The following is a 14,057-nucleotide window of genomic DNA, read 5'->3' on the forward strand; positions in this document are numbered from 1 at the left end:
CCGTCGCCGGGCGCATCCCGCCCGCCGCCGCATGGAGGTCGCATGCTCGCGCCCGTTCGCGCCCGCGCCGCATCCGGCGTCGGCCTCGGCGTCGCCGCCTCGATCGGGGCGTCGGTGCTGTTCGGCGTGCTGTTCCTGCTGCCGCCGCTGCTCGCGCCACTGACGGGCATCGAGATCGTCGCGTGGCGCGTCGTCGTCATGCTGCCGGTGCTCGTGGGGCTCTTCGCCGCGACGGTCGGGCTCCGCGACGTCGCGCGCGTGCTCGGCCGCATCCGCCGACGCCCCGTGCTCGCGATCGTGCTCGTGGTGGACGCACTGCTGCTGTCGGTGCAGCTGTGGCTCTTCGGCTGGGCGCCCATCGCCGGGCACGGGCTCGACACCGCCACCGGCTACCTGCTGCTGCCGCTCGCGATGGTGCTCGTGGGCGTCGTGCTGCACGGCGAGCGGCTGTCGCGCCTGCGCGGCGCGGCCGTCGTCGCCGCGGTGCTCGGCGTCGTCGCCGCGCTCGCGGTCGGCGGCTCGGTCGGGTTCGCGACGGCGCTCGTCGCGCTCGGCTACCCGATCTACTTCGACCTGCGCCGTCGGTTCGGACTCGACGGCCCCGGCGCGACGGTGCTCGAGCAGCTCGTGCTGCTGCCCGTCGCGATCGTCGTGCTCGTCGCCCACGCCGCGACCGGCGCAGCCGTCGTCACGTGGGGCCACGCGCCGATGCTGCTGCTGCTCGGCGTCGTCAGCGGCGCAGCCCTCTGGATGTACCTGTCGGCCAGCCGCATGCTGCCGTTCGGGCTCTTCGGCCTCCTCGCCTACGTCGAGCCCGTGCTGCTCGTCGTCGTCTCGACGCTGCTGCTCGGCGAGGCCGTCGGCGCCTCCGACGCGCTCGTCTACGGCCCCATCGCCGTCGCGCTCGTGATCCTCGCGCTCGAGCCGTGGGCCGCCCGCCGCCGCGGCGAGCCGCCCACGACGACGCAGCCCATCCCGCACTGAGCCGCACGAGTCCCCCAGGGGTCGTGGATGCGGTCGTGCGAGGCTGCCGAGATGACGACCGCCGCCGCCGAGGCCATCGCGTGGCGAGCGAGCGCAGCCCGCGTCGCCGGTCACGGCTGGGTGCTGGGAGCGGCGGGCAGCGGGATCGTCGCACTCGCGGCAGGCGTCGTGGCCGCGGTGCAAGCATCGCAGCGCGGCCCGATCGACGGCTGGTCGCTGGTCTTCGTGGGCCTCTTCGTGCTCCTCGGCGTCGCGCCCGTGGGTGGCACGGGAGGTCTCTGGGCAGCCGCGATCGTGCTCGCCGTCCGAGGTGCGCGGCCCGCACGGCGCCGCCGCGCGCGCATCGCGCGACTCGCGATCCCGACCGCGCTCATCGTCGGCGTGCTCGCGACGATCGTGATGCTCGTCGACATCGGAGCCATGGCTGGCGCCGACGGCCCTGTGCCCGCCGTCGCCCTCGCCACGATCGGAGCGCTGGCGACGGCGCGCATCATCCGCATCGCCGACCGTGCGGCGCCGTGCGCGCCGCGAGGCGAGCCGCAGGCGGAGTGGACGTCGGGGGCGACGGCCGTCGAGGTCCCGCTGCGCGAGCCGTTCGTGCTCGGCGCGTGCCTCGGCCCGATCGCTCTCTCGGCGGCACCGCTCATCGCCTCGCTCGACCCGGGGACCTCGACGCCGATCGTGCTGACCAACGCGGGCATCCTCGCGTGCTTCGGGATCGGGCTCGGGCCCGTCGTCGGCCTCGGGTTCGCGGCCGTGGTGCTGCTGCCGTGGGCGCAGCGCGACGAATGGCCGCGCGCGCTCGCGGGGCGCATCGCAGCCCTCGTGCTGCTGCAGGTCGCGTCGGCCGCGTTGCTCGGCGGCATGGCGTACGCGCTGCTCGGCATGGACGAGGCCGCGGCGCGCGCCGCCATCGGCGGCGGGCTCGTCAGCCTCGTGACCGAGCTCACCCTGCTCGTCGTCGGGTGGCGTTCGCACGCCCGACACGCCGCAGATTTGAGTCGTTCACGATAAGCGAGCAGGATGGGGGCATGGAGCTCGTCGACCACGCACCCGCCGAGGCCGCCGACGCGGCCCTCGCGCAGCGCGTCGCGCACGAGGGCATGCTCCGCACCCGCGGCCTGCGCGTCACGCGAGGCCGCCTCGCGGTGCTCGACGTGCTCGCCGCGCAGCCGCACTCGGATGCCGACACCATCCATCAGGGCGTCGCCATCCTCGAGCCCGGCATCTCGCTGCAGTCCGTGCACAACGTGCTCGGGGCCCTGCACGAGGCCGGCGTGCTGCGCCGCTTCGAGCCCGCCCGATCGGCCGCACGCTACGAGCTGCGCGTCGACGACAACCATCACCACGCCGTCTGCTCGCGCTGCGGCCGCGTCGAGGACGTCGACTGCGTCACCGGCGAGGCACCGTGCCTGCACGCGCCCGCCCCCGCCGGCTTCGCCGTCGTGCAGGCCGAGGTGACCTTCTGGGGGCTCTGCGCCCACTGCGCGCAGTCCGAGCGCTGACCCCTCCCGCATCCCGATCGCCTCGGGATGCTCCACCGACCCATCCGACCCGACTCCACCCACCCCGAGGAAGAGGACCCATGACCCAGCGGACCACCACCAACTCCGGAGCGCCGGTCGCGAGCGACCAGCACTCGCAGTCCGTCGGCGCCGACGGCGCGATCGCGCTCACCGACCACTACCTCGTCGAGAAGCTCGCCCAGTTCAACCGCGAGCGGGTGCCCGAGCGCGTCGTGCACGCCAAGGGCGGCGGTGCATTCGGCACGTTCACGACCACGAACGACGTCTCGCAGTACACGCGCGCAGCGCTCTTCCAGCCCGGCGTCGAGACCGAGATGCTCGCGCGCTTCTCGTCGGTCGCCGGCGAGCAGGGCAGCCCCGACACGTGGCGCGACCCGCGCGGCTTCGCGCTGAAGTTCTACACGACCGAGGGCAACTACGACCTCGTCGGCAACAACACGCCCGTCTTCTTCATCAAGGACGGCATCAAGTTCCCCGACTTCATCCGCTCGCAGAAGCGCCTCCCCGGCTCCAACCTGCGCGACCACGACATGCAGTGGGACTTCTGGACGCTGCAGCCGGAGTCGGCGCACCAGGTGACGTGGCTCATGGGCGACCGCGGCCTGCCCGCCTCGTGGCGCCACATGGACGGCTTCGGCTCGCACACCTACCAGTGGATCAACGCCGCCGGCGAGCGCTTCTGGGTGAAGTACCACTTCGAGACCGACCAGGGCAACGACTTCATGTCGCAGGAGAACGCCGACCAGCTCGCGGGCTCGGATGGCGACTACTACATCCGCGACCTCTACGAGGCGATCGACGGCCGCGACTTCCCGTCGTGGACCCTGTACGTGCAGGTCATGCCGTACGACGACGCCGCGTCGTACCGCTTCAACCCGTTCGACCTCACGAAGGTGTGGCCCAAGGGCGACTACCCGCTCATCGAGGTCGGCCGCATGGAGCTGAACCGCAACCCCGAGAACTACTTCGCCGAGATCGAGCAGGCGGCGTTCGCGCCGTCGAACTTCGTGCCCGGCATCGCCGCGAGCCCCGACAAGATGCTGCAGGCGCGCATCTTCTCGTACGCGGACGCCCACCGGTACCGCGTCGGCACGAACCACGCCGAGCTGCCCGTGAACCGCCCGCATGCGACCGAGGCGCAGTCGTACTCGAAGAACGGCGCGATGCGGCACGGCTTCCACTCGCCCGAGACGCCCGTGTACGCGCCGAACTCGTTCGGCGGCCCGCACGCCGACCCCGCAGCCCACGGCGACGACCGCGGCTGGGAGTCCGACGGCGAGCTCATCCGCTCGGCAGCCACGCTGCACCCCGAGGACGACGACTTCGGCCAGGCGGGCACGCTCGTGCGCGACGTGCTCGACGACGCCGCCCGCGAGCGCCTCGTGGGCAACATCGTCGGCCACGTGTCGAAGGTGCGCATCCCCGAGATCCGCGAGCGCGTGCTCGCCTACTGGTCGAACGTGGATGCGTGGCTCGGCGAGCAGGTCGCTGCGCGCCTGCCCGAGATCACCGACCCGAAGTCGACGCTCGTGGAGCCGCCGGCCACCGCGCCGGTCGGCTGAGACCCGTCGGGTGCGGGAGATGTGCACCTGAGCGACGAGGCGGGACCCGCCACGGCCCCGCCACCCCGCTCACGTGCACATCTCCTCCTCGCACGGCCCCGCACCCACCCGGGTGCGGGGCCGTCCGCGTCTCGGCGTGACTGGTCGCTCGTGGTGGCGACTGGTCGCTCGATGCGCGTGACTGGTCACCGATCGTTCCCACGAGCGACCGATCCCGACCACGAGCGACCGGTCGATCCCGACGCCGTGCCTCAGTGTGCGTCGACACGCGTCAGGTGCGCCGTCAGGTGTCGTCGGCCCACGGTCTCGGCGCCGATCACCACGATCCACGGCGCCGCGGCCACGAGCAGGATGTCGAGCGCGAACGGCGTGCCGGTCTCGGTGAGCACGACTGCGAGTGCGAGGACCGCGATCGCCGCCGCCAACATCCCGACGTGGGCAGCGTGCACGCGGCGCATGAGCACGTCGGCGATGCCCACGTACGCGACGAGGAAGATGCCGACGGGGATGGCCACGGCGCGCGTCGCCTCCGCGTACCCGACCTCCGCCTCGCCTTCGATGACGTACGCGCCCACGTGCAGCCCGGCGCCGACGGCGGCGATCGCCGCGAAGACGAGGATGTGCAGGTAGCCGAACGCGAACGAGCCACCGCGATCGCGGTGCAGCAGCTCGCCGAACGGCATCGCGAAGTACGCCCACCACATGCCGAACGTGAGCACGACGCCGGCGACGACGAGCACGATCGCGTCGCCCGACCATCCCTGGTGCTCGATGATCGGCTGCACCGCCGCGACGGTGCCGAGCACGCCCTCGCCGAGCGCGATGATCGCGAGCAGGCCGTACCGCTCGGCGATGTGGTGCGGATGCCAGGGCGTGGGACGACGGCGCTCGGCCAGGACCGGACCGATGAGCTCGATGACGTAGAGCGCGAGCGACGCGACGATCGTCGGCACGAGCTGCATGTGCACGACGGCCACGACGATCCATCCGACCTGGGCGACCGCGATCGCGCCGGCGTACGTCAGCGCTGCCGGACGGTGCTCCGGCGACTGCGCGGCGAGGCGCAGCCACTGCGCGAGCATCGCCACGCGCATGACGACGTAGCCGGCGACGACGACGCCGTTGTCGATGCCGTGGCCCTCCTCGAGCGAGTGGAAGACGTCGGAGAGGCCGAGCGCGAGCACGACGACGCCCACCATCTGCACCATCGTCGTGAGTCGGTAGACCCAGTCGTCGGTGTCGAACGCCGAGGCGAACCACGAGAAGTTGATCCAGGCCCAGGTGATCGCGAACGCGCCGAAGGCGAAGCCGCCGATCGCCACGGCGACGTGGCCCTCGGCGAGGGCGTGCGCCATCTGGTTGCCTGCGATGCCGAACGCGACGACGAACGCGAGGTCGAAGAGCAGCTCGAGCGGCGTCGCGGCGCGTCCGCGCTCATGGGGATCGCGGCCGAGCATGCGTCGCAGGCGCACGGTCGACGACGGGCGGGGGAGGGTTCCGGCATCGGTGCTCATGGGCGTCCTCTCGGCCGTGCTCGGCGCCATGATGCCACGCGGTGGGCGCATGGCCCGGTCGCGCCGGTCGCGCGGGGCCGTGGTCGACGGATCCGTGACGGATCCGGCGGTCGTGACGTCTCCCTCGTGAGCCCATCCTCGGGCTCGCCGCGGCTTCGGTCGCCCTGCCGTCCAGGAAGGACACCATGCTGCCCCGCATCCTCTCGCTCGTCGCCGCCTTCGTGGTGAAGCGCATCCTCGGTCGTCGCCGTCGCGGCGACGACGGCCAGCCGTCGGGTCGCCGTCGTGGCTGAGGGCTCGACGCGTCGCCGCTCGCCGCTCGCCGTCGTGCGCGACGTGCCCCGACGGCTGCGCGCGGCCGCCCTCGAGCAGGTCGACGACGCGCGACGCGAGCTCATGGAGCGCACGCGCGAGGCTCGCGTGGGCCTGGTGCTGCTCGGCATCGCAGCGGGCCTCGCCCTGGTCACGCTCACGACGCTCGCGGTCGCGCTGACGATCGCGCTCGCCGAGGTGCTGCCGTGGTGGGGCGCGATCCTCGCCATCGTGGCGCCGCTCGCGGTCGCGGCAGGCATCCTCGCCGCCGTCGGGATGCGTCGCATCTCGCCGCCGTCCGCGGACGATCTCGTCGAGGAGGAGACGCGCACGGTGCGCGACGCCACCGCGTAGCGTGCGCGTCGCAGGGCAGGAGCCGGCTCCCGCCGGCACACGCGCGTGCCCCTAGGCTCGTCCGGTGACCATGGACTCCGGCGGCGACCCCACGACGGGGCGCGTGCCGATCGTCCCGGGCACCGACCCCGACGGCGCGCACGCCGACGCCGCTGCGCCCGCGCATCAGGTCGCGGGGCTCGAGGCGTCGTCCGACGCGATCGCGAAGCCCGGCCCGCACCGGTCCGCCGATCGGCCGGAGCCTGCCCGCCGCAAGCGCTTCGTCGACCTCGAGCCGCTGCGCGCATCCCCGGCCTTCGCCCGGCTCTGGATCGCGAACGCGATCTCGGGCATCGGCTCGATGGTCACGGTCGTCGCCGTCGGGCTGCAGATCTACGACATCACCGAGTCGACGCTCGCCGTCTCGCTCGTCGGCCCCATCGGCCTCGTGCCGATGATCGTCGCCGGCCTGTGGGGCGGCATGCTCGCGGATGCGTTCGACCGCAAGCGCGTGCTGCTCGTGTCGGCGATCGTCGGCTGGCTCACGGTGCTCGGCATCGTCGCGATGTCGGCCTACGACGCATGGGCGATGGCCGAGGGGCAGCGCGTCGAGGTGTGGCCGTTCTACGTGCTCGCCACGATCAACGCCGTCGCCACCACCGTCTCGGGAGCCACGCGCAGCGCGATCACGCCGCGCATCGTGCCCGCGCACCTGCTGTCGCGCGCCGCCGCGCTCAACGGCATCGCGATCGGCGCGATGGTGACGATCGGGCCGGCCCTCGCCGGCGTGCTCGCCGCGACGGTCGGCCTGCCGTTCACGTTCGCCGTCGACGCCGTGCTGTTCTCGGTCGCGTTCATCGGCATCCTCGGACTGCCCGCCATGCCCCCGCAGGGCCAGGTGGCGAAGCCGGGCCTCGAGTCGCTGCGCGACGGGATGCGGTTCCTGCGGCAGGCGCCGAACATCCGCATGTCGTTCGTCGTCGACATCATCGCGATGGTGTTCGGGCGGCCCAACGTGCTCTTCCCCGCCGTCGGTGCGCTCGTGATCGGCGGCGGCCCCATCACGGTGGGCGTGCTCACGGCGGCCGGCGCGATCGGCACGCTGCTCGCGAGCCTCCTCTCGGGACCCGTCGCGCACGTGCATCGGCACGGCCTCGCGGTGCAGCGGGCGATCATGCTCTACGGCACGGCCGGGCTGCTGCTCGGCGTCGTGCTGCTCGTCACGATGCTGTCGGGCGTCTCGGTGACCGACCAGCTGGACGGCGTCGCCTGGCCGGCGCTCGCGCTCGCCTGCGTCGCGATGGCGGGCATGGGCGCGAGCGACGAGATCAGCGCGATCTTCCGCTCGACGATGCTGCTGCAGGCGTCGCCCGACGAGATGCGCGGCCGCCTGCAGGGCGTGTTCACGGTCGTCGTGGCCGGTGGACCCCGCCTCGGCGACCTCTACGCCGGCCTCACCGCATCCCTCGTGGCGCTGTGGTTCCCGCCGCTGCTGGGCGGCCTGTGCATCGTCGCGCTCGTGGTGCTCGTGACGCGGATGCAGGGCACGTTCCTGCAGTACGACGCGCGCACGCCCACCCCGTAGGCGTCGATCGACTGGTCGCTCGTTGCGCCGACTGGTCGCTCGCCGTCGTGACTGGTCACTCGTGGGGATCGAGTGGTCACCACTGGTTCCCACGAGCGACCGATCCCAACCACGAGCGACCAGTCAGCGCCACGGGTGACCAGTCCCAGCCACAAGTGACCAGTCGGCCGACCGCGCGCGTCCGGGACGCCGCGATCCGGGGGATCAGGCGAAGCCCTCCATCGCGTGGGGCACGTAGTGCTCCTCGAGGCGGCGCAGCTCGTCGTCGGTGAGCTCGAGCTCGGCCGCGGCGACGGCGTCGTCGAGGTGCTGCATCCGCGTCGCACCGACGATGGGCGACGAGACGACCGGCTGCGCCAGCACCCACGCGAGCGCCACCTGCGCCGGGCGCACCTCGCGCTCGGCGGCGATCGCCAGCACCGCATCCACGATGCGCCGGTCGGAGTCCTCGGCCTGGTGGTAGAGCTGCGGCGCGAGCCCGTCGGTGGCGAAGCGCGTCGACTCCTCGTCCCATGGTCGGGTCAGCTTGCCGCGCGCGAGCGGGCTCCACGGCAGCGCACCGACGCCCGAGTCGAGGCAGAACGGGTACATCTCGCGCTCGTCCTCGCGCGTCAGCAGGTTGTACTGCGCCTGCATCGAGATGAACCGCGTCCACCCGTGCAGCGCCGCAGCGTGCTGCATCTTGGCGAACTGCCACGCCCACATCGACGAGGCACCGAGGTAGCGCACCTTGCCCGAGCGCACGAGGTCGTCGAGCGTCTGCATCGTCTCCTCGATCGGCACCGTCGGGTCGAAGCGGTGGATCTGGAAGAGGTCGACGTAGTCGGTGCCGAGCCGCCGCAGGCTCGCATGCACCGACTCGAGGATGTGCCCGCGCGAGAGGCCGCGTCCGTTGACCCCGTCGCGCATCGGCATGAAGACCTTCGTCGCGATGACGACGTCCTCGCGGCGGGCGAAGTCGGCGAGCGCCTTGCCCACGATCTCCTCCGACCGTCCCGCGGAGTACGCGTTGGCGGTGTCGAACGACGTGAAGCCCAGCTCGAGCGCGCGCTGGATGAACCCGCGCGACTCCTCCTCGGGCAGCGTCCATCCGTGGTTGCCGACGTCGGGCTCGCCGAAGCTCATGCATCCGAGCGTCACTCGCGAGATGTCGAGGCCGCTCGTGCCGATCCTGGTGCGCTGCATTGCGTGGCTCCTTGCCGTGACGTGGGCGATCCGCGCCGGCGTCGGCGATCGGATGCGGGGATGCGACGGCTCGATCCTCGCAGAGCGGACCCCGGAGCGAACGGATGCCCGCAGCGCAACCCGCTGCATCCGCTCGCCGTCGACGACAGCATGGAGGAGTCGCGCCGACGCGCGACGGAGAGGATGCCCATGGGACCGCACGTCGCAGACCTGACCATCTCGACCGAGGACTACGAGGCCGACGGGCGCATGCCCGACCGGCTCGCGAAGGACGGTGGCAACGAGGCGCCGCGCTTCGTCGTCGCCGGTGTGCCGGAGGACGCCGTCGAGCTCGCGCTCGTCGTGCACGACCCCGATGCGCCGATGGCGCGCGGGTTCACGCACTGGGTCGTCTACGGCCTGCCCGCCGTCGACGGCGCGATCGACCCGTCGGTCGGCCGTGCGGCGCCGACGAGCGCCGGCGAGCCGGGCTGGTACGGCCCGCAGCCGCCGGTCGGCCACGGCACGCACCGCTACTACGCGTGGGTCTACGCCCTGTCGGAGCCCATCTCGGGCGAGCCGACGCGCGAGGCCTTCCTCGATCGTCACGCGGGTGCGATCCTCGAGCAGAACCGCGTCGTCGGCACCTATTCGCGCTGACCGCGCGCCGCGACCGACGTCGACGGATGCCCCGGCTCGCGAGCCGGGGCATCCGCATGTCACCGCGCGTGCGTGCCGCGCGCGCGGCGGCGCACGGCGAGCGCGCCGAGGCCGATGGCGAGGGCGAGTGCGCCGCCGACCGCGACGAGCGGCGGGACGGATGCGCCGGTCTCCGGCAGCGGCTCGCGTCGACCCGGGTCGCGCAGCGCCGGGCTCGGCGCAGGCGCCGCCGCGGGCGTCGTGACGGCCGGCGGAGCGACGGTCGCCGGCGTCGGCGCGATGGGCGTCTCGACGAGGTCGCAGCGGTCGTCGTCGCTCTCGAGGTCGGCGTTCGGTCGGCACGATCCCGGCGGCGGCGCTTGCGGAGCCATGACCCACGCGGCGTTGACGACGGTGGCGGCGGCGCCCGCCGTGGGGGCGACCGTGCCCTGCAGCGTCACCGACGCGACGCCGCTCGGCGGCAGCGTGCCCACGGACCAGATCCCGGCCGCGACGTCGAACGAGCCCTGCGACGGACCGGCGACGACCTGCAGCGACGCGGGGTCGAGCTCCACCGGGTAGTCGTCGGTGACCGAGACGTCGGTCGCGTCGACCGTGCCGAGGTTGGCGACGTCGATCGTCCACACGACCGACACGGCGCTGCCGTCGTCGACGGCGAGCACCTCGGCGTCGACGCGCTTGTCGATGCGCAGGTCCGGCAGCGCCGCGAGCGCGACCTCGGCCTGCGCGTGGTCCTCGATGAAGGCCCAGTCGTCGATCGCCCGCAGGTCGCCCCACGAGCCGCCGATGCCGTCGTTCTGGTTGGGGCGCTCGCCACCGGCCTGCCACCCGTGCACGCCCCCTGCCGACGTCGTCGCAGGGTCGCTGCCGATGAGCGCCGGCGTGCGCGTCCACCGCGAGGCGCTCGACGCGTCGAGCGCCGTGTCGTCCCAGTGCAACGTCGTCACGCCCGGTGCGGGTCCCGTGAGCGCCTCGACCTCGATGCCGCCCGTGTTCGTCTCGGCGTCGATCCGCAGGAAGTGGATGGGCGACACCTGCGCCATCGTCGCCCGCATGCGCACGCCGGCGGTCGTCGGCGACACGGGCGCGCCGGCGGCGTCGAGGCCGTCCCAGTGCCACGAGAACGCGCCGGGCTCGAGCACCGCGACCTCGTCGACCACGTCGCGCGGACCGTCGAAGCCGCCGTCGCCGTCGCCGTCGACCTCCACGCGCACCACGCCCGGCTGCCCCTGCAGGGTGCCCGTCAGCGTGCCGGCGTTCGCCGCGACGGTGTCGCGAGCGAAGTCGAGCGCCGCGATCGTGGGCGCGACGTAGTCGGCCAAGAGCCACGTCTCGACCGTGCGGCCGTCGGCCCAGGCGGTCGTCGAGGGCGGCAGGTCGGCGGCCGGGGCGTCGAGGAAGAGGCGGAAGTCGGTGAGGCCGGCGCAGTCGTCTGCCGTGGGCTGCCACCACGCGGCCCCGGCGCCACCGCCCTCGGGCGAGTGCGGCATCGGCACCGACCGCAGCGCGGGCTCGCACGTGCCGACCGCCGCGTTGCCGACGTCGTTCATGCGCAGCGTCGAGTCGACGCCGTCGTAGCCGTCGAGCGTCACGCGGTACTGCGCCCCGTCGGGCGCCGCGGCGTGCAGGGCGAGCGTCGTCGGCTCGGGCGTGTGGATCGCGAGCGACTCGGTCCACACGCGCCCGGGCACGGAGCCAGCGGCGCCGACGACCGCGACGTCCCACTCGAGACCGGCCTGCCGTCCCGGTCCGTCGTGGATCGCGACCGACCACACGCCGTCGAGCCCGGCGCTCCAGGCGCCGCCGAGCGTCGTGCCGGCGGCAGCGCCGGCAGCGACGGTCGCGTCGTGGGCGACGACGCCGGCCGGATCGGTGACGACGACCCGCGCACCCGCACCCGTGCGGTCGGAGACGCGCAGGTCGGCCACGAGCCGCTCGCCCGCGACGGCGTACGCGAAGAGGGTCGTGACGCCCTCGTCGCTCCATCCGCCCTGCAGCTGCGTGCCGGGCAGGGTCGTCGTGGCCGGGCCCTCGATGCTCGGTGCCTGCGGCGTCGCGGGCGACGGCGGCGTCGCGACGGCGACGCCCACGCCGCCGCCCGCCGCCACCAGCATCCCGAGCGCGGCCGCGACCGCGCCCATCCCTCGGCGTCGGCGTCTCGCCGCTCGCCGCATCTCGTCGTTCGTGCGCTGTCGCATCGGGCCTCCCTCGTCGTGCCGCGGCGACGGTACGAGCGAGCGACGGCGCGGACGCGGTCGAGTGGAGGCGGATGTGGACGGATGCGCTCTCCACAGCCCGCGCATGCACGCGGAAGGGGGCCGCCCACCGGGCGACCCCCTCCTGCGTCGACCGCAACGCGAACGCTGCGGCAGTGACGCCTATCCCTTCGCGGAGCCCGCCAGCAGACCGCGCACGAAGAACCGCTGCAGGCCGAAGAACACGATCAGCGGCACGACGAGCGACACGAACGCGCCTGCGGTGAGGCGGTCCCAGTTCTCGCCGCGCGAGCCCGCGAGCTCGGCCAGTCGTTGCGTCAAGGGCGCCGTGTCCGGCGTGCCCGACGAGAACACCAACGCCACGAGCAGGTCGTTCCAGACCCAGAGGAACTGGAAGATCGCGAACGACGCGATCGCCGGCATCGCGAGCGGCAGGATGATGCGGAAGAAGATCTGCCCGTGCCCGGCACCGTCGACGCGCGCGGCCTCGACGACCTCGCTCGGGATCTCCGAGATGAAGTTGTGCAGCAGGAAGATCGCCAGCGGCAGCGCGAAGATCGTGTGCGCGACCCAGATCGGCGCGTACTGCCGCTCCGAGATGAACGGCAGCGCATCCGCCAGCCCCACCTGGAACGGCTGCAGGAACGTCACGAACATCTGCAGCAGCGGGATGAGCGCCATCTGCAGCGGCACGATCTGCAGCGCGAAGATGATCACGAACAGCGTGCCGGAGCCGCGGAACTTCACCCACGCGAACGCGTACGCCGCGAGCGACGCGAGCACGAGCGGGAAGATCGTGCCCGGGATCGCCACGATGAGCGAGTTCACGAAGTACTCGCCGAGCTGCGGCGACGACGCCGAGCCCGACAGCAGCACCTCCTGGTAGTTCTGGAAGGTCAGCTGCGGGTTCGTGAAGAACGTCCACCAGCCGGAGGTGCGGATGGCGTCGCCCGGTCGGAACGACGACAGCAGCAGTCCGAACGTGGGGATGGTCCACAGCACGGCGATGACGATGGCGACGAGCGTCGCCCACGGGCTCGTGAGCCGCTGCTTCACTCGGTCCGCGCGCGAGCGGGGAGCCGTGTTCAGCGCGTCGTCGACGTCGCGGATCTCGGGGTCGGGGGTGATGGCGGTGGAGGTCATCGGATCTCCCTCTGCTGGCGCAGGATGCGCACGTTGTAGAGCACGATCGGCAGCACGAGCACGAACAGGATGAGCGCGAGCGCGGCACCGCGTCCGGGCTCGCCGGCGCGGAACGCCTGCGTGTACATCTCGTTGGCCACCACGGAGGTGTCGAAGTTGCCGCCCGTCATGGTGCGGACGATGTCGAACACCTTGAGCGTCGCGATCGAGATCGTCGTGACGACGACCACGATCGACGAGCGGATGCCCGGCACGGTCACGTTCGTGAACCGCTGCCACGGGCTGGCGCCGTCGAGGCTGGCTGCCTCGATCTGCTCGGTCGGCACGCCCTTGATCGCGGCCGACAGCACCGTCATGGCGAAGCCGGTCTGGATCCAGATCATCACGATGATGAGCGCGAGCGTGTTCGTGGGCGAGTTCTGCAGGATCTGCTGCGGATCGCCGCCGAAGAGCACGAGGATCTGGTTCACGAGGCCGATCTGGTCCTGCTGGGGACCGCGGTAGGCGTACATGAACTTCCAGATGATGCCGGCGCCGACGAACGAGATCGCCATCGGCAGGAAGACGAGCATCTTGAAGATCTTCTCGCCTGCGCTCTTGTCGATGAAGACCGCGTAGGCGAGGCCGACGATGGTCGACACGAGCGGCACGAGCACGACCCACACGACGGTGTTCGCGAGGGTGACGAGCGCGGTTCCCTGCGTGAACATCCACACGAAGTTGTCGAGTCCGTTGAACTCGCCCTGCGCATTCGTGAACGCGAGCAGCGCGGTGCGCAGCGCGGGGTAGATGAGGCCGAGCGTGAGCAGCGCCACCGCAGGCACGAGGAAGACGAGCATCGGCTTCGAGTCGTCGTCTCGCGATGCGGTGAAGCCGAGCACGGCGATGATCGAGATCGTGAGCGCGGCAGCCCACGGCCAGGCGCCGATCGCCGTCTCGTCGGCGCCTTCGATGACGAGACCGCCGACGACGACCGCCGCTGCGGCGAGCAGGTGGGCCGTGAGGCGGCCGGAGCGCCGCACCCGGCGGGGTGCGAGCTCGAGCAGCAGGCCGACGAT

At 72.6% G+C, this 14,057-nt stretch carries 12 protein-coding genes; 7 read left to right on the forward strand and 5 right to left on the reverse strand.

From position 1 onward, the window contains the following. Positions 1-42 precede the first annotated feature (42 nt). The 4 genes from rarD (at position 43) to FS793_RS12470 (ending at position 4,072) form a co-directional block, all read left to right on the forward strand. Positions 43-984, forward strand: a complete 942-nt coding sequence (rarD, locus tag FS793_RS12455; protein WP_144720841.1) for an EamA family transporter RarD — start codon at positions 43-45, stop codon at positions 982-984. 51 nt (positions 985-1,035) lie between these two features. Next, positions 1,036-1,998: a hypothetical protein gene (locus FS793_RS12460; RefSeq protein WP_144720842.1), complete on the forward strand. Its 963-nt coding sequence runs from the start codon at positions 1,036-1,038 to the stop codon at positions 1,996-1,998. Between the two features lie 17 nt (positions 1,999-2,015). Next, positions 2,016-2,489 carry a Fur family transcriptional regulator gene (locus tag FS793_RS12465; protein WP_313959376.1) on the forward strand — a complete coding sequence of 158 codons (474 nt, stop codon included), beginning with the start codon at positions 2,016-2,018 and terminating at the stop codon, positions 2,487-2,489. An 80-nt stretch (positions 2,490-2,569) separates the two neighbouring features. Further along, positions 2,570-4,072 (forward strand): catalase, encoded by a 1,503-nt coding sequence (locus FS793_RS12470; RefSeq protein WP_144720843.1) that lies wholly within the window; start codon positions 2,570-2,572, stop codon positions 4,070-4,072. 251 nt (positions 4,073-4,323) lie between these two features. Here the strand turns inward: FS793_RS12470 and FS793_RS12475 are convergent, their stop codons facing one another. Further along, positions 4,324-5,586 carry a low temperature requirement protein A gene (locus tag FS793_RS12475; protein WP_222123754.1) on the reverse strand — a complete coding sequence of 421 codons (1,263 nt, stop codon included), beginning with the start codon at positions 5,584-5,586 and terminating at the stop codon, positions 4,324-4,326. A 285-nt stretch (positions 5,587-5,871) separates the two neighbouring features. Here FS793_RS12475 and FS793_RS12480 point away from each other — a divergent pair, with 285 nt between their 5' ends. Together FS793_RS12480 and FS793_RS12485 are read left to right on the forward strand one after the other, a co-directional pair. Next, positions 5,872-6,252: a phage holin family protein gene (locus FS793_RS12480; RefSeq protein ID WP_144720844.1), complete on the forward strand. Its 381-nt coding sequence runs from the start codon at positions 5,872-5,874 to the stop codon at positions 6,250-6,252. A 70-nt stretch (positions 6,253-6,322) separates the two neighbouring features. Beyond that, positions 6,323-7,816: an MFS transporter gene (locus tag FS793_RS12485; RefSeq protein ID WP_144721206.1), complete on the forward strand. Its 1,494-nt coding sequence runs from the start codon at positions 6,323-6,325 to the stop codon at positions 7,814-7,816. A 204-nt stretch (positions 7,817-8,020) separates the two neighbouring features. Here the strand turns inward: FS793_RS12485 and FS793_RS12490 are convergent, their stop codons facing one another. Further along, positions 8,021-9,001: an aldo/keto reductase gene (locus FS793_RS12490; RefSeq protein WP_144720845.1), complete on the reverse strand. Its 981-nt coding sequence runs from the start codon at positions 8,999-9,001 to the stop codon at positions 8,021-8,023. Positions 9,002-9,190: 189 nt separating this feature from the next. On the opposite strand from FS793_RS12490, the gene FS793_RS12495 reads away from it, so the two are divergent. After that, positions 9,191-9,640: a YbhB/YbcL family Raf kinase inhibitor-like protein gene (locus FS793_RS12495; protein ID WP_222123755.1), complete on the forward strand. Its 450-nt coding sequence runs from the start codon at positions 9,191-9,193 to the stop codon at positions 9,638-9,640. Between the two features lie 59 nt (positions 9,641-9,699). On the opposite strand, the gene FS793_RS12500 is transcribed toward FS793_RS12495, so the two are convergent. From FS793_RS12500 to FS793_RS12510, 3 genes are all read right to left on the reverse strand, one after another. Continuing rightward, positions 9,700-11,838 (reverse strand): DUF11 domain-containing protein, encoded by a 2,139-nt coding sequence (locus FS793_RS12500; RefSeq protein ID WP_186329500.1) that lies wholly within the window; start codon positions 11,836-11,838, stop codon positions 9,700-9,702. Between the two features lie 180 nt (positions 11,839-12,018). After that, entirely contained in the window at positions 12,019-12,999 is a 981-nt protein-coding gene (locus FS793_RS12505; protein ID WP_144720847.1) for a carbohydrate ABC transporter permease, read from the reverse strand. Then, positions 12,996-13,889 carry a carbohydrate ABC transporter permease gene (locus tag FS793_RS12510; protein ID WP_260980167.1) on the reverse strand — a complete coding sequence of 298 codons (894 nt, stop codon included), beginning with the start codon at positions 13,887-13,889 and terminating at the stop codon, positions 12,996-12,998. The genes FS793_RS12505 and FS793_RS12510 overlap by 4 nt, the downstream gene beginning before the upstream one ends. Positions 13,890-14,057 lie beyond the last annotated feature (168 nt).

The sequence above is a fragment of the Agrococcus jejuensis genome, assembly GCF_007679035.1.
Classification (GTDB): Bacteria; Actinomycetota; Actinomycetes; order Actinomycetales; family Microbacteriaceae; genus Agrococcus; species Agrococcus jejuensis_A.